The organism is Phreatobacter sp. (assembly GCF_052440005.1).
Lineage (GTDB): Bacteria > Pseudomonadota > Alphaproteobacteria > Rhizobiales > Phreatobacteraceae > Phreatobacter.
Genome location: NZ_JBQVQL010000080.1, coordinates 1 through 21104, shown reverse-complemented (window position 1 = coordinate 21104; position 21104 = coordinate 1). Strand labels below are relative to the sequence as shown.

Sequence of the window (21104 nt, the reverse complement as noted above, 5' to 3'; positions counted from 1 at the left end):
GGCCAGCGCCAGGCCCATCGCGTCTTCGCCGGCGTCGCGCGCCTCCTGCACGGCGGCCTTCGCCGCCGCCAGGGCCGCCTCGAGCGCCGCCATGCCCTCTGCCGTCACGAGATTCGGGTGCGGCGAGATGGGCCTGTCCTGCAGGTTGGCCTCGGTGCCGTCGCGGTCATTCTCTTTCGTGAAGGCGACGCTCATGGCGGACGGCCTCCTTTCCTGTCATGGGTGGACGGACGGGTGGGCGGACCCTGCGCCTGCCGCCGGGCCTCGCCTCTCCCCTGCAGATGGCGTCCCGGGGGCGGCGCTGCAACCTTGACACCCCGGCCCCGGCACCGTATAGCCCGCGCCTTCTCTTCTTCGACGCGCCGTCCGTCGGGTCCTCCGATCCCAGGCGCTCGTCCCATCCGAGGATCGCCGCCATGAAGGTCCGCAATTCGCTGAAGTCCCTGCGTGGTCGCCATCGCGACAACCAGATCGTGCGCCGCAAGGGCCGCGTCTACGTCATCAACAAGACCCAGAAGCGCTTCAAGGCGCGGCAGGGCTGAGGCCGGCTCACGCCGCCTCCCGGGCGAACCGGCGCGGCTCACGACGTCGTCATCGACCCGACATTGACCGTCGGCGCATCGTGGCCCACCTTGGCGGCATGATGCGCGCGGCGGTTTTTCTTTGCCTCCTCCTGTTCGGTGCCTCGCCGCTTGCGGCGCAGGTCACCGGCCCGACGCCGCCCGCCGCCACGCCCGAGGCGGCGCCGGCGGCATCGAACGCGCCGCCGCCCTCCTTCGCCTCCGAGCGCGCCCGCCGCCTCGACGAGCTCTACAGCCGCCTGCGCGAGGCCGACGGCGCCCGCCAGGCGCGCGCCATCGAGGCGCAGATCGGCATGCTCATGGCGCAGTCCGGCTCGGACACGGCCGACCTGCTGATGGCCCGCGCCCAGCAGGCGATGCAGCAGCGCCAGGCAGACCTCGCACTGTCGCTGCTCGATTCGGTCATCGACATGTATCCGGAGACGGTGGAGGCCTGGAGCCGTCGCGCCACCCTCCACTTCGGCCGCCGCGAGCTCGGCCGCGCCCTCACCGACATCGAGCACGTGCTGCGCCTCGAGCCGCGCCATTATGGCGCGATGGTCGGCCTCGGCATGATGCTGCAGCAGCTCGGCGAGGACAAACAGGCGCTCGCGGCCTTCAAGAAGGCGATCGAGATCAATCCGCATATCGAGCGGGTGCCGCAGATCATCCAGCGCCTGCAGCCGAAGGTCGACGGCGTCGAGCTCTGACGCGCCGATCCGCCGCCGCTCCGGCGGCGTAAAATCCGCCATGGCCCTTTTCTCGACCCTCGCTGCCGCCGCCGCCGTCCCGGCCGCCCTCGCCGGGTGGACGGGCTTCAGCGCCCGCGCCATTTCCCGCGCCTTCCCGCCGGAGGGCCGCTTCGTGCCGACGCGGGCGGGTCGGATGCACGTGATCGACAGCGGCGAGGGCGATGTGCCGGCGCTCTTCCTCCACGGCGCCTCCGGTTCCGCGCTCGCCTGGCGGCCGGCCCTCGGCGACCGGCTGGTGTCCCTCGGCCGCACGCTGCTGGTCGACCGGCCGGGCCACGGCTTCTCCGAGCGGCAGGCGGGACGCGCCGCAGCGTTGCTCGATCACCAGGCCGGAGCCCTTGTCGATGCAATGGACGCCCTCGGCGTCGCGCGGGCGGTGGTTGTCGCCCATTCCTGGGCCGGGGCGCTGGCCTGCCGGCTCGCTCTCGACCACGGAGACCGCGTCGCCGGCCTCGTGCTGATCGCGCCGGCGACCCATCCCTGGCCAGGTGGCGTGCACTGGTACTACCGGGTGGCGGCGCACCCGGTTGCCGGGCCGCTCTTCGCCTGGACCCTCGCCCTGCCTGCGGGCCAGGCGCTGATGGCGCGCAGCATCGCCGGCGTCTTCAGCCCGCAGCCGATCGGAGCGGACTATGCGGAGAGCGCGGGCATCCCCCTGGTGCTCAGGCCGGCGCAGTTCATGGCCAACGCCGAGGACGTCGCCGGGCTCCTTGCCCAGGTCCAGGAGCAGGCGCCGCGCTATGGCGACATCACCTGCCCGGTGACGGTGATCTCGGGCGACAAGGACGGGGTCGTCTGGACCCATCTCCATTCCCTGGGCCTCGCCCGCGACGTCCCGCAGACGAAGCTGATCGTGCTCCCGGACGTCGGGCACGGCCCGCACCATGCCGAGCCGGACCAGGTGACGGATGAAATCCGGGCGCAGCAGGAGACGGCGGCGCAGGGGGCGCAGGTGCGCGTCGGCAGGCCCGCTGCGTCCTAGTCGTCGGCCGCGTCGGCCCCGACGAAGGCGATGCGGAGCATGTTGGTGGCGCCGGGTGTGCCGAGCGGCACGCCGGCCACCACGATGATGCGCTGGCCGGGCTTGGCGAAACCGTCCTGGAAGGCGAAGCGGCAGGCGCGGCTGACCATGTCGTCGAGGTCGCGGGCGTCCTGGGTGACGACGCAGTGAACGCCCCAGAGGAGGGCGAGGCGGCGGGCCGTGGCGATCTTCGGAGTGAGGGCGATGGTGATCGGCTTCGGCCGCTCGCGGGCGACGCGCAGGGCCGTCGAGCCGGACATGGTCCAGCAGACGATGGCGGAGAGGTCGAGGGTCTCGGCGATGTCGCGGGCGGCGAGGGCGATGGCGTCGGCGCCGGTAGCCTCCGGCTCGGCGCGCTGGCCCTGGATGACGGCGCGATAGGTAGGGTCGCCCTCCACCTCCTCGGCGATGCGGTTCATCATCGAGACCGCCTCCACCGGATACTGGCCGGCGGCGCTCTCCGCCGAGAGCATGATGGCGTCGGCGCCCTCGAAGACGGCAGTGGCGACGTCGGAGACCTCGGCGCGGGTCGGCACCGGCGCGGTGATCATGCTCTCCAGCATCTGGGTGGCGACGACCACGGGCTTGCCGGTGCGGCGGGCCTGGCGGGTAATCTGCTTCTGGATGCCGGGCACCTTGGCCATAGGCATCTCGACGCCGAGATCGCCGCGGGCGACCATCAGGGCGTCGGCGATGTCCATGATCTCGGCGAGGCGGGCGACGGCCTGGGGCTTCTCGATCTTGGCCATGACGGCGGCGCGGCCGCGCGCCACCTTCTTCACCTCCGCGACGTCCTCGGGCCGCTGCACGAAGGAGACGGCGATCCAGTCGACGCCGGCGTTCAGCGCCGCGTCGAGGTCCGAGCGGTCCTTGTCGGTAAGGGCAGAGACCGGCAGGTCGGTATCGGGCAGGCTGACGCCCTTGCGGTCGGAGAGCTTGCCGCCGACGACGACGCGGCATTCGGCGCGGGTCGGCGTGCACTTCACCGCCTGGAGCGTGACCTTGCCATCGTCGAGGATGAGGCGATGGCCGGGCTCGAGGGCCGCGAGGATCTCGGGATGGGGCAGGTGGACGCGGGAGACGTCACCCGGCTTCTTGTCGGAATCCAGCACGAAGGCGGCGCCGTTCGCGAGCGTCACCGGGCCGTCCTTGAAGGTGCCGACGCGCAGCTTCGGTCCCTGGAGGTCGGCGAGGATGCCGATGGGCCGCTGCTGCTCATGCTCGATGGAGCGGATCGTCTCGACGAACTCGCGCAGCTTGTCGTGCGGCGTATGGCTCATGTTGATGCGGAAGACGTCGGCCCCCGCGGCGAACAGCGCGGCGATCTGGTCGCGGGTCGTCGACGACGGCCCGAGGGTGGCGAGAATCTTGGTCCGGCGCTGGCGTCGCATGTGTCTGATGGTCTCCCTTCCGCCGATCCTAGACCGGTTCGCACGCGGGGCGCGAGAGGGGCGGGCCAGGGATGGTGGGGCGGGCGGCCTTCGGCCGGCGCTCAGGCGTGGCCGGATTCGCTCGACAGCATGGCGGGATCGATGCCGATCTTGCGCATGGCGCGCTCGTATTTCGTCTCGACGTCGGGGCCGAAGATGAGATCCGGATCGGCCGGGCAGTGAAGCCAGCCGTTGGACTGGATCTCGTTCTCCAGCTGGCCGGCGCCCCAGCCGGCATAACCGAGCGCCAGGATGGCGTTGGCCGGACCGTCGCCTGTCGCCAGCGCCTTGAGGATGTCGAGAGTGGCGGTCAGGCAGATCCCCTCGTCGATGGGGAGGGTCGAGTTCTCGATGTAGAAGTCGGAGGAATGGAGCACGAAGCCGCGGCCGGTCTCGACCGGGCCGCCGCGCAGGACGCGGATGGAATCGACCCGTTCGGGCAGCATGATCTTCTGCGCCTCGGGGATGATGTCGAGCTGGACGAGGAGGTCGGAGAAGGCGAGGTTGGTCGCGCTCTGGTTGACGACGATGCCCATGGCGCCGTCGGAGGAATGGGCGCACAGGTAGATCACGGTCCGCGAAAACCGCTCGTCGCGCATGGTCGGCATGGCGATGAGCATCTGACCGTCGAGATAGCCGCGGACGCTGTCGCGCCCTCCACGTCGAGGATTTGCTGCCATGCCCCACGCTAACCCGGAACGGTCCCGAATGCCACCCTCCGGGGCGTCCTGAGCCCTGCGGGATATGCATCTTCAACGGAACGTCAGTGGCCAAGAGGGGTTCCGAGGCGTACATGAAACGGATGCTGGACCGCCGCGCCCTCGTCTCCGCACTGGCCCTGGCGGCCGCGGTCACGCCCGTCGCCGCAGCGCCGTCGGCATCCTCCTGGTCACGTGATTCGAAGTCGGCCGTGCGTCTGGTGCGCGGCGGGTTCGACGGCAAGGTTCACCGCGCCGGTGTGGAGATCACGCTGGATCCGGGCACCAAGACCTACTGGCGCACGCCGGGCGATTCGGGCGTGCCCCCCGCCTTCGACTGGGCGGGCTCCGACAATGTCGCGGATGTCGCAATCGCCTGGCCGGCGCCCATGCGCTTTCCCGACGGCAACGGCTTCTCCATCGGCTACAAGACCTCGGTGATCTTCCCGCTGACGGTCACGCCGAAGACGCCCTCGCGTCCCGTGCGGCTCGTCCTCAAGCTCGACTACGCCGTCTGCGACCAGATTTGCATTCCCGCCAAGGCGGCGGCGAACCTCACGCTTTCTCCAGGTCCCGCCGATCCGGCGATGGCGGCAGCGCTCGCCGGCTTCGAGGCGCGGGTGCCGCGGTCGCAGGCCGAGGGACTGTCGCTGGCCCTGGAGAGCGTCGAGCGCGGCGGCGAGCACCCGGTGCTCGTGCTGCGCGCCGGCGTGGATGCCGCTGTCGCGGCCGACCTCTTCGTCGAGGGGCCGGACAGCCGCTGGGTGCTGCCGCTCCCCGAGCCGGTGGATACGGCGGGGGCCGAGCGGCGCTTCCGGCTCGTCATGGACGGCGTGCCGCGTGGCACCGAGCCGCTGGGCCAGGAACTCACCTTCACCCTCGTCTCCGGGGCGCGTGCGCTGGAGGCGCGGCTGACGCCGCGGTGAGATGACACCGCCCACCCTCGACGCCCGGCGGGCGAGGGACTAAGTGTGGTGGGCTTTTCCGCGCGGCATCGGGCCGCGGGTTCCACGCGCAATTCTCAGGAGTTCCCCATGACGATCCAGGTCGGCGACAAGCTGCCGGAAGCGACTTTCCGCACGATGACCGCGGACGGCCCTGCCGCGCGCACCACCGCTGAGGTCTTCGCCGGCAAGACCATCGTTCTCTTCGCGGTGCCGGGCGCCTTCACGCCCACCTGCCACAAGAACCACCTGCCGGGCTTCGTCGCGTCCTTCGACGCCATCAAGGCCAAGGGCGTCGACGCCATCTACGTGACCTCGACCAACGACGTCTTCGTGCTGGACGCCTGGCAGAAGGCGACGGGCGCGGTGGACAAGGTCGGCATCCTCGCCGACGGCAGCGCCGACTTCGCCAAGGCCGTGGGCCTGGAGAACGACATGTCGGGCTTCGGCATGGGCATGCGCACCAAGCGCTATTCGATGATCGTCAAGGACGGCGTCGTGACGTCGCTGAACATCGAGGACGGTCCGGGCAAGGCCGACGTGTCGGGCGCGGAAGCCCTCTTGAAGCAGCTCTGAGCCACACGGCCGGGTCGCCCGGCCGAGCCCGTCTTTCATGAAGCGCCGCCCCGGCCGGAAGGCCGGGGCGGCGTCGTCTTGTTCAGAAGCCGAGGGCGCCGATCGCGCCGAGAAGACCGATACCGACCAGCGGAACGCCGGCACGCATGGCATAGGACGGCACACGGACAGGCAGACGCTGGCGGAGGCGCTCCACGAGCCGGCCGGCCCGGCGGAAGGTGCGCAGCGGCAGGGTCACGAGGGCCGGCAGGCTGTCGCGGCAGATGGCGTGCTTGCGCACGTAGTGGGGCACATGCCACGTCGCCCAGGTCCCCGCGCGGAACAGGGCGGCATCGCCCGGCTTCAGGACGCGTTCGGGCGCGCCGTCGCCGGAGACGACGACCTCTCCCTCGATAATGTGGACGATTTCGTCGCCGCCGAAATACCAGCGGAAGGTGCCGGCCGTGCAGTCCCAGACCATGGCGGAGGTGGTGCCGTCGGTGGAATCCGACCAGTGGCGGCAGCGGGCGACGGGGCGGCCCTCCAGGACCCATTCGGGGCGGATCGGGGCGGCGTCGAGGTCGAGATCGGCGAGGCTCGCGGCGGAGAAGGGCGGCCGGCTCATGGTCGTCTCCTGTGTCAATCCGGGACGTGTCCCCCGGTCGAAACAGGCTGTTGCAAGAGGTCTGCCGATTCTCACGCGCGCGTGATCAGCGGCTGCCGGGCTTGAAGGGCGCCATGCCCTCGCGGGCGAGCTCATCGGCCCGCTCGTTCTCGGGATGGCCGGCATGGCCCTTCACCCAGTGCCAGGTGATCTGGTGCAGGTCGGCGACGTCATCGAGCCGCTGCCAGAGTTCTGCGTTCTTGACCGGCTTCTTGTCGGCGGTCTTCCAGCCGTTGCGCTTCCAGCCGTGGATCCAGGTCATGATGCCGTTCTTCACGTACTGGCTGTCGGTGTGGAGATCGACCTGGGACGGGCGCTTCAGCGCCTCGAGCGCGTTGATGGCGGCCATCAGCTCCATGCGGTTGTTGGTGGTCACCGCCTCACCGCCGTTCAGCTCCTTCACCGTCTCGCCATAGCGCAGGATGGCCCCCCAGCCGCCGGGACCGGGATTTCCGGAACAGGCACCGTCGGTGAAGATCTCGATGCGGTGGGGGGCCGGTTTCACCAGGCTGTTCATGCGAGGCCATATTCGGTGGGAGAGGCGACCTTCTGATGGAAGCGCAGCTTCTTCAGATATTCGATCGGGTCCTTCGGCGTGACGACGGCCCCCGGCGGGACGTTCAGCCAGTCGACGAGGCGCGTGAGGAGGAAGCGCAGCGCCGACCCGCGGGCGAGCAGCGGCAGGGCCGCCGTCTCCTCCCCACTCAGCGGACGCACCGCCTGATAGGCCGCGATCATGGCCGAGCCCTTGGCGAAGTCGAACTCGAAATCGGGCGAGAAGCACCAGGCGTTGAGGCAGATGGCGAGGTCGTAGGCGAGGAGGTCGTTGCAGGCGAAGTAGAAGTCGATAAGGCCCGACAGCGCATTGTTCAGGAAGAAGACGTTGTCGTTGAACAGGTCGGCGTGGATGACGCCGGCCGGCAGCGTCTTCGGCCAGCTCCGCTCGCAATGGTCGAGCTCGGCGGCGATGGTGGCGGCAAGGCCTGGCGCGACCGTGTCGGCGCGCTCGCGCGCCTTCTCGTAGAGCGGCCGCCAGCCCGGCACGGACAGGGCGTTGACGCGGGTGAGCGCGAAGCCCTGGCCTGCGAGGTGCAACTGGGCGAGGGCCCGGCCGACGGCGGCGCAATGGTGGACCTGCGGGCGGCGGATCCACATCCCCTCCAGAAAGGTGACGATGGCGGCAGGCCGCCCGGCGAGCTCGCCGAGGGTGGCGCCGTCCTTCATCCGCACCGGCTGCGGGCAGGTGAGGCCGCGCGCCGCGAGATGCTCCATGAGGCCGATGAAGAAGGGCAGGTCGGCGGGATCCACGCGCTTTTCGTAGAGCGTCAGGATGAAGCTGCCGGCAGTGGTATGGAGCAGGAAGTTGGTGTTCTCGACACCCTCGGCGATGCCCTTGAAGGACAGGAGCTCCCCGATGTCGTAGCGCGCGAGATGGGCCGAGAGCTCCTCGGCGGTGACATCGGTATAGACGGCCATGGCAGGTCTCAGTCGTTCCTCAGCGGTGTCGTCCAGTCGGGCTGGGCGACGAGATCACGCCAGGCCGAGCCGATCGGCTGAAGCGTGACCCATGTCTCGGCGAGTTTCCCGCCATCGATACGATAGGACTGAAACCCCGCGCGGGTCGCAACGACCCCGGTCGCCGAATCGGTCCAGCGCATCGTGAAGCGGTACCATGCCCGATCAGCCTGGAAGGCGTGATCGTAGACGAGAATGCGAATATCCGGCCTGGCCGAGCGCAGCGCAGCGAGTTCGGCCGCATAGGCTTCGCGGGTTACGACCCGGTCCCCCGCCTCATCGTGGCGAAGGTAAGTGGGCGCGACACAATCGGGCACGAGGTCGAAGCGTCCTTCATGCCAGACTTGCTCCCAGCGATTGAATAGGCCGGTGAGATCCAGGTTGTTCTTCATCGGGAGCGTCCACAATTCAGGCGGCGATCGCGATCCGGAGCGCGCGGACGAGTTGGAACCCGCGTCCCATGGCTCAGGCCGCCGCGTCGGGACGCAGCTGGCGGGGCAGGGGGAAGAAGACGCTCTCGTCGGCGGTGGAGACGGTCTCGACCGACACGGTGTAGCGCTCGGCGAAGGCCTCGATGATCTCCTCCACCAGCACTTCCGGGGCCGAGGCGCCGGCGGTGATGCCGAGGGACGCAATGGCGCCGAAGCGGCTCCAGTCGATGTCGGCGGCGCGCTGCACGAGGTCGGAGACGGCGCAGCCCTCGCGCTCGGCCACTTCCCGCAGGCGCTGAGAGTTGGACGAGTTCGGCGCGCCGACGACGATCATCGCCTCGACCAGCGGGGCGACGCGCTTCACCGCCTCCTGGCGGTTGGTGGTCGCATAGCAGATGTCTTCCTTGTGCGGACCGACGATGGCCGGGAAGCGCTGGCGCAGGCACTCGACGATCTCGCGGGTGTCGTCCACCGACAGGGTGGTCTGCGTGACGAAGGCGAGGGCCTGGTCGTCGCGCGGCGTGAAGGCGCGGGCGTCTTCCAGCGTCTCGATCAGCGTCACCGCGCCCGGCGGCAGCTGGCCCATGGTGCCGACCACTTCCGGGTGCCGGGCATGGCCGACGAGGACCACTTCGCGGCCGCGGCGGTGGTGGATCTCCGCCTCGCGATGGACCTTGGTGACCAGCGGGCAGGTGGCGTCGATGGCAAGGAAGTTGCGGTCCTGCGCGGCCGTCGGCACCGATTTCGGTACGCCGTGGGCCGAGAAGATGACGGGAGCCGCGGTATCGGGAATCTCGTCCAGCTCCTCGACGAAGATTGCGCCCTTGGCCTTGAGGCCGTCGACGACGAAGCGGTTGTGGACGATCTCGTGGCGCACATAGACCGGTGGGCCGTAGAGCTTCAGCGCCTGCTCGACGGCATCGATGGCGCGCACGACACCGGCGCAGAAACCGCGCGGCGAACACAGGAGGATGGTGAGCGGGGGCTTCGTCAAGCAGCTCTCCGGATCGGGATGTCCCGGTTTCGGGTGAAGCGCCGCGCCTGTCAAGGCGAGGCCGTCAGGCGGCCCTCGCGACCTGGGGACGCGGCCGGCGCACGCGGCGGAAGACGGCGACGATTTCATGCCGGGTGCAGGGGATGGCGCCTAGCGCGATAGCGCGGCGGCGCTCGAAGCCGGTGAGGTCGTAATGGGGGGCGCTGGTCTTCGGCGGACCCTGGTAGATCAGCCGGTGGACGCCCATGGCGCGGGCGAAACGGTGCAGCTCCTCCTCGGTGTCGGCGAGGAGGTGGCACCATTTCAGCCCCTGCCAGTCCCAGATCGGATCGTCCACATAGACCGCCACGGCCGGCCTCAGGCAGCGAGCAGGCCGGCGGAGCCGAGCGCGGCCTGCTGCCGCGCGGTCACGGCCTCCAGGCTGAAGCGGTCGATCTCCTCGTTGAACATCCGGTAGAAGTTGAGCTCCGCCTTCAGGTGCAGGAAGACGCCGCCGATGCCGATGGCCGCACGGTCCATGAGCACGAATTCCTGCGGGATGGTGACGGGCCCCTTCTCCTTCAGCGCCTTGTGGACGGTGAAGGCCTCGCGCCGGCCGTACTGGCCGGGGGCGACGCCGTCGGCGATGGAGCGCACGCGGTCGTCGAGCAGCGGTCCGTAGATGAAGCGCGCCCACATGTTGAGGATGTCGACCAGGTCACGGTTCAGGTTCTTGAAGCCCCAGGTCTCGTAGGCGTGGACGACGCGGGCCTCGTCGTTCTCCTCGAGGCCCTTGTAGAGGTCGATGACGGCGCCGATGAAGCGCGGCGGGAAGATGCGCACGCAGCCATAGTCGAGGAGGTTGATGCCGCCGGGTTCGCCGTCCTGCTCGAAGACGGTGTAGTTGCCGAGATGCGGGTCGCCGTGGATGACGCCGATGGCGGCGAAGGGGTGCCACCAGGCGCGGAACATGGCGGTGGCCAGCCGATTGCGGATCTCCAGCGTCTGGTCGACGTGGGACAGCATCTTGGTTCCGTCGAGCCAGGAGAGGGTGAGCAGCCGTCCGGTGGAGAGTTCGTGCCGGATCGTCGGCACGTGCACCAGTGGCTCGTCGGCGAGGACCTCCTGATAGAGCGCGGCGTGCTTGGCCTCGCGGCGGTAATCGAGCTCCTCGCGGACCCGGTCGCCGATCTCCTTGATGATCTCGCGGGTGTCGATGGCCGAATCCATGCGCCGCTGGATGGCGAAAAGCACCTCGAGCTGGGCGAGGTCGGCCTCCACCGCCGACTGCATGTCGGGATACTGGAGCTTGCACGCGAGCGCCATCCCGTCATGGGCGGTGGCGCGGTGGACCTGACCGAGGGATGCGGCGGCGGCGGGCATCTTGTCGAAGGTGGCGAAGCGCTTCTCCCAGTCGGCCCCCAACTCGGCCATCATGCGGCGCTTGACGAAGGCGGGGCCCATGGGCGGGGCTTCCGACTGCAGCTTCTGCAGTTCCTCGGCATATTCGGGCGGCAGCACCTCGGGAATGGTCGCGAGGAGCTGGGCGACCTTCATGATCGGCCCCTTGATGCCCCCAAGCGCCCGGGTGAGGTCGGCAGCGTTCTTCTCGCGGTTCAGGTCGGTGCCGAATAGCCGGGCGGCGGCGATGGAGGCGGCGGCACCGGCCACGTTCGTGCCGACGCGGGCATAGCGCGACAGGCGACCGGTCAGGCGATTGGCTTCGTCGTCGCGCGGCGGCATGCGGGCTCCCGGGGAAGAGGTGGAGAGCCTGAGATAGTGCGGCAGGTGCCGGGTTTCGAGGGGGCTCACGCTGGCGGGCGCTGCCAGCGTCTCACGGCGGCTCCTCAGCCGGCGTTCGCCTTCAGCTGCTCGATGAGCCCGTGGACGTCGCCGAGCACCCAGAGGTCACGCACCTTATCGCCCTCGAAGGTGAAGAAGGGGGCGCCGGCCCAGGCGACGTGCTTGCCGGTGGGGGCGAAGCCGAACATCTCCTGGCGGTGATAGCCGTGGAAGCGCAGGCGCCCGGCGACCTTGTCGCCCTGCTCGACGAGCTCGAGGATGTCGCTCGTGTAGCTGCCGAGCGCGCCCGTGACGAAGTCGACATAGCCGGCGAACTGCTCGTGGCCCACCAGCACCGGCCCCAGCGATCCCCGGAAGGTGAAGTCCGGGTGGAAGATGCCGGGGATCAGGCTCTTGTCCGCGTGGTCCCACATCTCCTTGTAGAAGCGGGTGACGACGGCGATCTGGTGGGACATCAGGCTTCCATCGCCTCCAGTTCGTCGATCAGGCGGGCGATCACGCCGAGGCCGCCCTGCCAGAAGGCGGGATCGCGCGCATCCAGCCCGAAGGGCGCCAGCAGTTCGGCATGGTGCTTGGTGCCGCCCGCCGAGAGCATGGCGAGGTAGCGCTCGGCGAAACCGGCATCGGCCTTCTCGTAGACGGCGTAGAGCGAGTTCACCAGACAGTCGCCGAAGGCGTAGGCGTAGACGTAGAAAGGCGAGTGGATGAAGTGCGGGATATAGGCCCAGAAGGTCTCGTAGCCCGGCTTCAGTTCGATGGCGGGACCGAGGCTCTCGGCCTGCACGCTCATCCAGGCGGCGGAGATCGCGTCGGCCGTCAGTTCGCCGTCGCGGCGGGCGGTGTGGATCTTCCGCTCGAAGGAATAGAAGGCGATCTGGCGCACCACCGTGTTGATCATGTCCTCGACCTTGGAGGCGATGAGCGCCTTCTTCTGGACGGGATCGGTGGTGGCTTTCAGGATCGCCTTGAAGGTCAGCATCTCGCCGAAGACCGAGGCGGTCTCCGCGAGGGTCAGCGGCGTCGGGGCCATCAGCGCGCCGTTGGGACCGGCGAGGACCTGGTGGACGCCATGGCCGAGCTCATGGGCGAGGATCATCACGTCGCGCGGCTTGCCCTGGTAGTTGAGCAGCACGAAGGGATGGGCCGAGGGGACGGTCGGATGGGCGAAGGCGCCCGGCGCCTTGCCGGGCCTGACGGGCGCGTCGATCCAGCCGTCGTCGAAGAAGCGCCGGGCGATGTTCGACAGCTCGGGCGAGAAGCCCGCATAGGCGGACAGCACCGTGTCGCGCGCCTCCGACCAGGGAATCGTGCGCTGCTCGACCTTCGGCAGAGGCGCGTTGCGGTCCCAGTGCGGCAGGGTCTCCTTGCCGAACCAGCGGGCCTTCAGCCGGTAGTAGCGGTGGGAGAGGGCGGGATAGGCCTCGCGCACGGCAGCCACCAGGGCGTCGACCACCTCGCGCTCGACCCGGTTGGCGAGGTGGCGGGAATCCGCCACGTCCTCGAAGCCGCGCCAGCGGTCGGAGATTTCCTTGTCCTTGGCGAGCGTGTTGGTGATGAGGGAGAAGGTGCGCAGGTTCTCGCCGAAGGTCGCGGCGAGCGCCTCCGAGGCCTTGCGGCGGTTGTCCGCGTCGGAATCCTGGAGGAGGTTCAGCGCCGGCTCCAGCGGCAGCTTCTCGCCGTCGATCTCGAAGCGCAGGCTCGCCATGGTCTCGTCGAACAGGCGGTTCCAGGCGGCGCGACCGGTCATGTTCTTCTCGTGGAAGAGCTTCTCGATCTGGTCGTCGAGCTGGAACGGCTTGTCCTTGCGGATGTCCTCCAGCCACGGCCGATAGCGGGCCAGCGGTTCGCGGCTGATGGCCTGGTCGAGCAGGGCATCGTCGATGCGGTTGAGTTCGAGGGTGAAGAACAGGAGGTGCGACGAGGTCGCGGTGATCTTCTCCTGGATGTCGCCGTAGAACTTCGCCCGCGCCGGATCGGTGGTGTCGCCGGCATAGACGAGCCCGGCATAGGAGGCGAGGCGGCCGAGCAGGTCCTCGAGCGCCTCGAAGCGCGTCACGGCCTCGGCGAGACCGGCGGAAGCGTCGGCGCCGCGCGCCATCTCCTCGAGGCGGCCCTTGTAGGCGCTCTCGAAGGCCAGCGCCTCGGTTTCGGCACGGTAGAGGTCGTCGCCGACGGCGGGCGCGTCCATGCCGGCGTAGAGCGCGGTCAGGTCCCATTCGGGAAGGGCGCCGAGCGCTTCCCCGCGCTTCTCGCGCGCGGCCGCGTTCTTCGAACCGGCGTCGCTGACTGAACGGCGCATGGATGCCTCCTGGCGGTCGAACCCTCGAGAGGCTGGTATGGGCAATGCCTCCGGCCGGATCAACGTGGCGGTTCGTCGAAAGGACGATCCGGGCCGCGGCCGTTGCCCGTGAGCAACGCCGGGCCGGGATACCGGAGGGCGAGGTCGGTGGAGCCCGGCCGTCGAGACCCTGCTGGCCGGGTCGTACCTGGCGGAAAGCAATGGTCGCCCCACGTTGAGATCACTCAGGGCGGGCCGAGCGTTCCCTCACCCCGCGGCGGCGAGGCGGGGAGCGGCGCGCTCGCCCTCGGCCAGCTTGCGAAAGCGCACGAGAGTGTAGACCCCGAGCGGGGCGACGCGGCGGCGCTCTGCCACCTCCACGCCGCCATGGGCTTCCGCCCAGGCCTGCAGGCGCTGGAAGGGGAATTCGGGCCTCAGGCCGAAGGTGTGGGCGTGGCGCGCGAACCAGCGCTCGACGGCGGCGGCGAGGCCGCGCTCCGAATAGAGGTGGTTGACGAGGATGATCTCGCCGCCGGGCTTCAGCACCCGGGCGCATTCGTCCAGCACGCGCTCGGGCCGCTCCACCAGCGTGATGACGAACTGCGCGACGACGCCGTCGAACATGGCGTCGGGATAGTCGAGGTGGTGGGCGTCCATGACGCGCACCTCCTTCACATGGGGGAAGGCGCCGGACGCCATACGCTCGCGTGCCTTGGCGATCATGGGCCCGGAGAGGTCGATGCCGTAGATCTCGTGGCTGGCGTCGTAGTCCTGGAAGGAGAGGCCGGTGCCGACGCCGACCTCCAGGATGCGGCTGCCGGTCTGCTTCACGGCGGCGGTGGCGGCGCGGCGGCCCTTCTCGAAGACGGGCCCGCAGACCGCGTCGTAGATGGGGGCCCAGCGGGCATAGGCCCGTTCCATGGTGTCGCGGTCGAGATCTCCGGCCATCCGGCGTCTCCCTCTGGCTCCTGAGCCCGCCCAACCCGAATCGGGCTACCGGGCCGGCAATCTCGCGAGCGCTAGCAAGGCTCGACGACGGTTCGACGACAGGCGGAGCGTCGCTTCGCCGCGCCTGTCACAAAAGCGCAAGGCGAATCTGGTCTTGCTCCCCGCGTCGAAGGATGAGCGGCCGGGAGCCGGACGATGGTGCAGAAGCGGCACAGGGCCATTTTCATCTCGGATGTCCATCTCGGCGCCCGGGGCTCGCAGGCGGCCCTCCTCATCGATTTCCTCCGGCACAACGACGCGGACGTGATCTACCTCGTCGGCGACATCGTGGATGGCTGGCAGCTGAAGCGCGGCTGGTACTGGCCGCAGGCCCACAACGACGTGGTGCAGAAGCTGCTCCGGACAGTGCGCAAGGGCAGCCAGATCTTCTACCTGCCCGGCAACCACGACGAGTTCATGCGCGACTATTTCGGCACCCATTTCGGCGGCATCGAGGTGATGGACCAGGTCGTTCACGAGGCGGCGGACGGCCGGCGCTTCCTCGTCATCCACGGCGACGCCTTCGACGTGGTGGTGATGCACGCCCGCTGGCTCGCCCATCTCGGGGACTGGGCCTATGACGCCGCGCTCTACTGCAACCGCTGGCTCAACTTCGTGCGCCGGCGCATGGGCCTGACCTACTGGTCGCTGTCGGCCTGGGCGAAGTTCAAGGTGAAGAAGGCGGTGAACTTCATCGGCGCCTTCGAGGAGGCTCTGGCGACGGAGGCGCGGCGGCAGAAGGTGGACGGTGTCATCTGCGGGCATATCCACCACGCCGCCATTAAGGACCAGGCGGGCATCCGCTACATGAACTGCGGCGACTGGGTGGAGAGCTGCACGGCCCTGGTGGAGGGCTATGACGGCCGCTTCGAAATCATGCGCTGGACCGAACTGGTGGCCGCGCCGGCCCTCGTCGAGGCCGAGAGCCAGGAGCCCGATCTCCCCGTCGCCCTGCCGGGCCGCTCGCGGGTGAACGCCTGACCGGGAGGGCCCGATGCGTCTCGCCATCGCCACCGACGCCTGGGCGCCGCAGGTCAACGGGGTGGTGCGCTCGCTCACCGAGACCGCCGCGGCGCTGGCGGGCCTCGGCGTCGAGGCCGCGTTCGTGACGCCCGAGGGCCTGCCGACCTGGCCGCTGCCGACCTATCCGGACATCCGCCTGGCGATCGGCGCGGGACCCGCCATCGCCGCCCGCCTCGACGCCATGGCGCCGCAGGCGCTGCACATCGCGACGGAAGGGCCGGTCGGCCATGCGGCGCGGCGCTGGGCCCTGGCGCGGGGGCTCGCCTTCACCACGAGCTACCACACGCGCTATCCCGAATATGTGCGCGCCCGGGCGCCGATCCCGGAGGCGCTGACCTATGCCTGGCTGCGCCGCTTCCACGGCGCCGCGACGCGCACGCTGGTGCCGACCGAGACGATGCGGCGGGAGCTTGCCGGCTGGGGCTTTGCCAACCTCTCCCTGTGGTCACGCGGCGTCGACACCGCCCTGTTCCGGCCGCGCCAGGGCGCGCGCCTCGACCTGCCCGGCCCCATCATGCTCAGCGTCGGCAGGCTGGCGGTGGAGAAGAACATCGAGGCCTTCCTCTCTCTCGAGCTGCCGGGGACGAAGGTCGTGGTTGGCGACGGACCGCAGCGCGCGGAACTGGAGCGCCGCTTCCCCGAGGCGGTCTTCCTCGGCGTGAAGACCGGCGAGGACCTCGCCGCCACCTATGCAGCAGCGGACGTCTTCGTCTTCACCAGCCGCACCGACACCTATGGCAACGTCATGCAGGAGGCGATGGCCTCGGGCGTGCCGGTGGCGGCCTTCCCGGTGCCCGGACCGCTCGACGTCATCACCGATCCGACGGTGGGGGTGCTCGACGAGGACCTCGCCGCGGCGATCGCCGGCGCCCTCCGTCTCGACCGCCCCGCCTGCCGCGCGGTTGCCGAAACACGCACCTGGGAGGCCGCGGCGCGGCAGTTCGCGGCGGCGCTCGCCCCCTTCGACGCGGCGGTGCGTGCCGCCTGATCCGTCCGGGGGCAACGCGTTAGAGCGGCGTTAACCGGCCCTTAAGCGGCACCCACCACCCTCTCCCGAATCGAGACATCCGCATCCCCGGGAGTGCATGCCGTGACGACCATCCTCATCTGCGACGACGATCCGGTTCAGCGCCGTCTGGTGGAGGCCATGGTCCGCAGGTTCGGCTATGAGCCGCGCCTGTGCGAGAACGGTGAACAGGCGCTGCAGCTGCTCGTCGCCGAGGGCGATTCGATCGACCTCGTGCTCCTCGACCTCGTGATGCCCGAGCGCGACGGCATGGGCGTGCTGGCCGCCATGCGCGAGGAGGGCATCGTCAAGCCGGTCATCGTCCAGACCAGCCAGGGCGGCATCGACACGGTCGTCAACGCCATGCGCGCCGGCGCCACGGACTTCGTGGTCAAGCCGGTGGGCGCCGAGCGCCTCGCCGTCTCCATCAAGAACGCCCTGAAGACCGAGGCCCTGGTCGCCGAGGTGCAGCGCCTGAAGCGCAAGGCCGAGGGCACGCTCACCTTCAAGGACATCATCACCCGCTCGCCGCGGATGCAGCCGCTCCTGAAGATGGCCGAGAAGGCCGCCTCCTCCATGATCCCGGTGATGATCGAGGGCGAGAGCGGCGTCGGCAAGGAGCTGCTGGCGCGCGCCATCGCCGGATCGGGCGAGCGGCGCGCCAAGCCCTTCGTCGCGGTCAATTGCGGCGCCATCCCGCAGAACCTCGTCGAGAGCATCCTGTTCGGCCACGAGAAGGGCGCCTTCACCGGGGCCACCGACAAGCATACCGGCAAGTTCGTCGAGGCCCATGGCGGAACGCTCTTCCTCGACGAGGTGGGCGAGCTGCCGCTGGAGACGCAGGTGAAGCTCCTGCGCGCCATCCAGGAGGGCGAGGTGGACCCGGTCGGCGCCAAGCGCGCCGTCAAGGTCGACATCCGCATCATCTCGGCCACCAACCGCGACCTCATCCAGGCGGTGAAGGACGGGCGGTTCCGCGAGGACCTCTACTACCGCCTCTGCGTCTTCCCGATGACCCTGCCGCCCCTGCGCGAGCGCGCCGAGGACATTCCCGACCTCGTACGCCACTTCCTGGCGCGAATCGCGGCCGAAGAGGGCAAGCGCATCCGCGGCGTGCAGCCGGCGGTCTTCGGCCTGCTCGGCGCCTATCCCTGGCCCGGCAACGTGCGCCAGCTGGAGAACGCGGTGTTCCGCGCCGTGGTGCTCTGCGACGGGGACGAGCTCTCGGTCGCCGACTTCCCGCAGATCGCCGCCCAGGTGGACGGCTACGAGGTCGTCGTGCCGCTGGCGCCGCCCGCCGTCATCGCCTCGCCGTCGATCCAACCGGCGATCGCCAGCCAGCCCGCCATGATCGTGCCGGGCGCCTCGATCGCGCTGGTCGACGCCGCCGGCCATGTCCGGCCGATGGAGGCGATCGAGACCGAGGCGCTGAAGTTCGCCATCGACCACTACCGCGGGCAGATGTCGCAGGTCGCGCGCCGGCTCGGCATCGGACGCTCCACGCTCTACCGCAAGCTCAAGGATCTCGGCCTGGACGAGCCGGTTGACGCGGCGGAGGAGGTGTGACCGCAAATCCTCGCCGGGGCGATTTCCGCCGCGATGAAGCGAACGTGGGTTGATCGGGACCATCCCGCATGATCGAAAAACGACACGTGCAGAGGGGGGCGATCCGTGCCGGATTCGCCGCCAGGACCGAGGGGCTCACGATGCATTGGCGGTCGGCTTTCCTTGCTTGCGCCCTGATCGGTTCGGGATCGCTGGCAACGGCCAAGGCCGATCCGGCGCAGCGTCTCGGCCTTGCCGACTGGGAGGTCGAGCAGGCCATTCCCCGCCCGCCGCTGGACGCGGTCGGCCCTGTCGCTGCGCAGGACTTCGGCCTCGCCTCGTTTCCGCCCTCGCCGATCCTCGCGGAGGCGCCGAACGCCGACGACGAGGCCCCCGAGACTGCGCGCGCCCCCGAGGTGCCGCAGCCGACCGAAGCCGACTTCGCCGCCATTCCGGACGATCCGCCGAGCCTCGTCGAGGACGGCCAGCCCGACCCCGCCATCACCGTCGAGCGCGTCGCCCAGCAGCTGCGCATCCTGCTGGCGCGGCCGGGCGGCGACCGGGCGCTGCAGCAGCAGCTCAACCCCTTCTATGCCGGGCGCGGCTACCAGCCGCTCTTCGTGCGCGACGGCATCGTCGGCGAGCGCGGCCAGGCGGCCCTGACGCGGCTCGGCCAGGCCGGCGAGGACGGGCTCGACCCCGCCGCCTACCGCATCCAGCTGCCCACCGGCCCGCGCACCGCGGAGAGCGTCGCCAGGCTGGAACTGGCGCTCGCCCGTGCGGTGGCGCTCTACGCCTCGCACGCCTCGGGAGGCCGGACCGACCCCAAGCGCCTGTCGGGCTATTTCGACGTGTCGCCGCCGCGGATCGAGACCACGACGGCCCTCGACACGCTGGCGCGCGCCGACAACGTCGCCGCCGCGATCGAGAGCTTCAACCCGCCCCATCCCGGCTTCCGCCGGCTGCGCGCCAAGCTCGTCGAAATGCGCGGCGAGCGCCGCGAGATGACCACCACCGAGGCGACGCGCCGCCACGCGCTGCGCGAGCGCGACCTCATCGCCAATCTGGAGCGCTGGCGCTGGCTGCCGCGTCAGCTCGGCGAGACCCACATCTGGGTCAACTCGACCGAGGCCGAGGTCAACGTGGTGCAGGGCTCGCAGGTCGTGCACAGCACCCGCGCCGTGGTCGGCCGGCCGGAGACCCAGACGCCGGTCTTCTCCGACACGATGAGCTTCATCGTGCTCAACCCCTCCTGGCACGTGCCGATCTCCATCGTGCGGCGTTCGATGCTCGGGCCCGCGAGCCGCAACGGCGGCGGCTACTTCGCCCGCCGCGGCATCCAGGTGACCCAGGGCGGCCGGGTGGTCGACGCCTCGACCATCGATTGGGCCTCGGCCAATGTCGGCCGCTACACCTTCCGCCAGCCCCCGGGCACGGCGAACGCGCTCGGCCGCATGAAGTTCATGTTCCCGAACCGCCACGCGATCTACCTGCACGACACGCCCTCGCGCGGCGATTTCGGCCGCTCCAACCGCACGCTCTCCAACGGTTGCGTCCGGGTGCAGAACCCGGAGGAACTGGCGTCGCTCCTGCTGGGCATCGCGCTTCCCGGCGAGAACTGGTCGATCGCGCGGATGCGCAGCCTCTATGGCGGCGGCGAGCGCTCGGTCCGGTTCCGCCAGACGATTCCGATCCATCTCGTCTACTTCACGATGACGGTGGATCAGTCCGGCTCGCTGGTTGAGCTTCCCGACGTCTACGGCCACAATGCGCGAGTCAGGGCCGCTCTCTCGGGGGGACGCGGTTAAGGGTCGATTGACCACGATGGCAACGGGGACGAGGGGGTTGGCATGATTTCGCCACTTTTCCTGCCTACCGGTCACGCATCCGTGAGCGGCATCGTGGTTGCCGATCCGTTGACGGAACTCAGGGTTCTTTAACCGATCCTGACGATGATACGTTCACCATGAGCCACGCCGGAAGGGCTCACGAACCGTCCTTCGTTCAACGATAGAGCCCTGTCATAGTGTCCTCAGCCCAACGATCAGTGCCTGGCCGTCTGTCGCGCATCACCCTGCGCACGGCCACAACCGTCGCCCTGGGCTTTGGCTTGCTCATCACCATCAGCAATTCGACGCAGACGGTCGTCGCCAACGGCGACACGCGCACGCTCTCGATGCTGCACAAGCACACGGGCGAGCAGATCCTCGTCACCTTCAAGCGCAACGGCCGCTATGACCAGGACGCGCTGAACAAGCTCAACTGGTTCCTGCGCGACTGGCGCCGCGACGAACCGACGCGGATGGATCCGCACCTCTTCGACGTGGTCTGGGAGGTTTACCGCTCGGTCGGCGCGCAGTCACAGATCCACGTCGTCTCCGCCTATCGCTCCGCCGGCACCAACGCCATGCTGCGCCGCCGCTCCCGCGCCGTCGCCCAGCAGTCGCGCCACATCAGCGGCCAGGCGATGGACTTCTATATCCCCGGCGCCTCGATGACCCGGGTCCGCGAGGCCGGCATGCTGCTGCAGCGTGGCGGTGTCGGCTTCTATCCCGGCTCGGCCAACCAGTTCGTCCACATGGACACCGGCTCGGTCCGCCACTGGCCGAAGGTGTCGCGCGACTATCTCGCCCGGCTGTTCCCCGACGGCCGCACGGTGCACATTCCCGCCGACGGCCGGCCGTTGGCCGGCTTCGACACGGCGCTCGCCATGGTCCGCTCGCGCGGCGGCACCGCCTCGCGCTTCTACAATTCGCGCGCCGACGAGAGCGCCACCTTCGACGACGACAGCGAGCGCGGCGGCGTGATCCGCCAGCGCGGCAATTCGATGGGGCTGTTCGCCGGCCTGTTCGGCGGTGGCGAGCAGCAGCAGCAGCGCCGCCCGGCCGCTGCGCCGCCGGCTCCCGCGCCGGTCCAGGC

22 protein-coding genes and 1 pseudogene are annotated in these 21104 nt (G+C 69.7%); 10 read left to right on the top strand and 13 right to left on the bottom strand.

The window, feature by feature from the left end; genetic code table 11:
• Positions 1 to 195: pseudogene (locus tag ACT6XY_RS17515) on the bottom strand (transcription elongation factor); the annotation flags it as partial.
• Positions 196 to 416: 221 nt separating this feature from the next.
• Here ACT6XY_RS17515 and ykgO point away from each other — a divergent pair.
• From ykgO to ACT6XY_RS17500, 3 genes are all read left to right on the top strand, one after another.
• Positions 417 to 542, top strand: a complete 126-nt coding sequence (gene ykgO / locus ACT6XY_RS17510) for a type B 50S ribosomal protein L36 (protein ID WP_106749089.1) — start codon at positions 417 to 419, stop codon at positions 540 to 542.
• Between the two features lie 80 nt (positions 543 to 622).
• Positions 623 to 1270: a tetratricopeptide repeat protein gene (locus ACT6XY_RS17505; protein ID WP_444749613.1), complete on the top strand. Its 648-nt coding sequence runs from the start codon at positions 623 to 625 to the stop codon at positions 1268 to 1270.
• Between the two features lie 40 nt (positions 1271 to 1310).
• Positions 1311 to 2294, top strand: a complete 984-nt coding sequence (locus ACT6XY_RS17500) for an alpha/beta fold hydrolase (RefSeq protein WP_444749612.1) — start codon at positions 1311 to 1313, stop codon at positions 2292 to 2294.
• Here ACT6XY_RS17500 and pyk read toward each other — a convergent pair.
• Together pyk and ACT6XY_RS17490 are read right to left on the bottom strand one after the other, a co-directional pair.
• Positions 2291 to 3724, bottom strand: coding sequence for a pyruvate kinase (gene pyk / locus ACT6XY_RS17495; RefSeq protein ID WP_444749611.1), 1434 nt, complete (start codon positions 3722 to 3724; stop codon positions 2291 to 2293). The two genes, ACT6XY_RS17500 and pyk, sit on opposite strands and share 4 nt — an antisense overlap.
• A gap of 101 nt (positions 3725 to 3825) precedes the next feature.
• Positions 3826 to 4443 (bottom strand): YqgE/AlgH family protein, encoded by a 618-nt coding sequence (locus ACT6XY_RS17490; RefSeq protein ID WP_444749610.1) that lies wholly within the window; start codon positions 4441 to 4443, stop codon positions 3826 to 3828.
• Positions 4444 to 4556: 113 nt separating this feature from the next.
• Between ACT6XY_RS17490 and ACT6XY_RS17485 the strand changes: the two genes are divergently transcribed.
• Together ACT6XY_RS17485 and ACT6XY_RS17480 are read left to right on the top strand one after the other, a co-directional pair.
• The gene (locus tag ACT6XY_RS17485) at positions 4557 to 5387 is read left to right on the top strand and encodes a protein-disulfide reductase DsbD domain-containing protein (protein ID WP_444749609.1); all 831 of its coding nucleotides are present in this window, start codon (positions 4557 to 4559) and stop codon (positions 5385 to 5387) included.
• A 108-nt stretch (positions 5388 to 5495) separates the two neighbouring features.
• Positions 5496 to 5981: a peroxiredoxin gene (locus tag ACT6XY_RS17480; RefSeq protein WP_444749608.1), complete on the top strand. Its 486-nt coding sequence runs from the start codon at positions 5496 to 5498 to the stop codon at positions 5979 to 5981.
• Between the two features lie 82 nt (positions 5982 to 6063).
• On the opposite strand, the gene ACT6XY_RS17475 is transcribed toward ACT6XY_RS17480, so the two are convergent.
• From ACT6XY_RS17475 to ACT6XY_RS17430, 10 genes are all read right to left on the bottom strand, one after another.
• A complete protein-coding gene (locus tag ACT6XY_RS17475; protein WP_444749607.1) occupies positions 6064 to 6585 on the bottom strand; it encodes a cupin domain-containing protein in 522 nt (173 codons plus the stop codon).
• Between the two features lie 85 nt (positions 6586 to 6670).
• Complete coding sequence (gene rnhA / locus ACT6XY_RS17470; protein WP_444749606.1) at positions 6671 to 7141, bottom strand: ribonuclease HI; 471 nt, start codon at positions 7139 to 7141, stop codon at positions 6671 to 6673.
• Complete coding sequence (locus tag ACT6XY_RS17465; protein ID WP_444749605.1) at positions 7138 to 8100, bottom strand: homoserine kinase; 963 nt, start codon at positions 8098 to 8100, stop codon at positions 7138 to 7140. The genes rnhA and ACT6XY_RS17465 overlap by 4 nt, the downstream gene beginning before the upstream one ends.
• 8 nt (positions 8101 to 8108) lie before the next feature.
• Positions 8109 to 8531 carry an ester cyclase gene (locus ACT6XY_RS17460; protein WP_444749604.1) on the bottom strand — a complete coding sequence of 141 codons (423 nt, stop codon included), beginning with the start codon at positions 8529 to 8531 and terminating at the stop codon, positions 8109 to 8111.
• Between the two features lie 73 nt (positions 8532 to 8604).
• Entirely contained in the window at positions 8605 to 9564 is a 960-nt protein-coding gene (ispH, locus tag ACT6XY_RS17455; RefSeq protein ID WP_444749603.1) for a 4-hydroxy-3-methylbut-2-enyl diphosphate reductase, read from the bottom strand.
• 64 nt (positions 9565 to 9628) lie between these two features.
• Positions 9629 to 9913 carry a DUF4031 domain-containing protein gene (locus ACT6XY_RS17450; RefSeq protein ID WP_444749602.1) on the bottom strand — a complete coding sequence of 95 codons (285 nt, stop codon included), beginning with the start codon at positions 9911 to 9913 and terminating at the stop codon, positions 9629 to 9631.
• Between the two features lie 8 nt (positions 9914 to 9921).
• Positions 9922 to 11286: an ABC1 kinase family protein gene (locus ACT6XY_RS17445; RefSeq protein ID WP_444749614.1), complete on the bottom strand. Its 1365-nt coding sequence runs from the start codon at positions 11284 to 11286 to the stop codon at positions 9922 to 9924.
• Positions 11287 to 11390: 104 nt separating this feature from the next.
• On the bottom strand, positions 11391 to 11801 hold the full coding sequence (locus tag ACT6XY_RS17440; protein ID WP_444749601.1) for an ester cyclase: 411 nt from the start codon (positions 11799 to 11801) through the stop codon (positions 11391 to 11393).
• Positions 11801 to 13645 carry a M3 family oligoendopeptidase gene (locus tag ACT6XY_RS17435; RefSeq protein WP_444749600.1) on the bottom strand — a complete coding sequence of 615 codons (1845 nt, stop codon included), beginning with the start codon at positions 13643 to 13645 and terminating at the stop codon, positions 11801 to 11803. Before ACT6XY_RS17435 ends, ACT6XY_RS17440 begins: the two co-directional genes overlap by 1 nt.
• Positions 13646 to 13891: 246 nt before the next feature.
• Entirely contained in the window at positions 13892 to 14572 is a 681-nt protein-coding gene (locus tag ACT6XY_RS17430; protein ID WP_444749599.1) for a class I SAM-dependent methyltransferase, read from the bottom strand.
• Between the two features lie 195 nt (positions 14573 to 14767).
• Between ACT6XY_RS17430 and ACT6XY_RS17425 the strand changes: the two genes are divergently transcribed.
• The 5 genes from ACT6XY_RS17425 to ACT6XY_RS17405 all read left to right on the top strand — a co-directional run.
• Positions 14768 to 15592, top strand: coding sequence for a UDP-2,3-diacylglucosamine diphosphatase (locus ACT6XY_RS17425; RefSeq protein ID WP_444749598.1), 825 nt, complete (start codon positions 14768 to 14770; stop codon positions 15590 to 15592).
• Positions 15593 to 15605: 13 nt separating this feature from the next.
• Positions 15606 to 16622 (top strand): glycosyltransferase family 4 protein, encoded by a 1017-nt coding sequence (locus ACT6XY_RS17420; protein WP_444749597.1) that lies wholly within the window; start codon positions 15606 to 15608, stop codon positions 16620 to 16622.
• A gap of 102 nt (positions 16623 to 16724) precedes the next feature.
• Positions 16725 to 18206 carry a sigma-54-dependent transcriptional regulator gene (locus tag ACT6XY_RS17415; RefSeq protein ID WP_444749596.1) on the top strand — a complete coding sequence of 494 codons (1482 nt, stop codon included), beginning with the start codon at positions 16725 to 16727 and terminating at the stop codon, positions 18204 to 18206.
• 140 nt (positions 18207 to 18346) lie between these two features.
• Positions 18347 to 19993 (top strand): L,D-transpeptidase family protein, encoded by a 1647-nt coding sequence (locus ACT6XY_RS17410; protein ID WP_444749595.1) that lies wholly within the window; start codon positions 18347 to 18349, stop codon positions 19991 to 19993.
• 302 nt (positions 19994 to 20295) lie between these two features.
• Positions 20296 to 21104 (top strand): DUF882 domain-containing protein (locus ACT6XY_RS17405; RefSeq protein WP_444749594.1); only part of this gene is annotated, 809 nt, incomplete at its 3' end.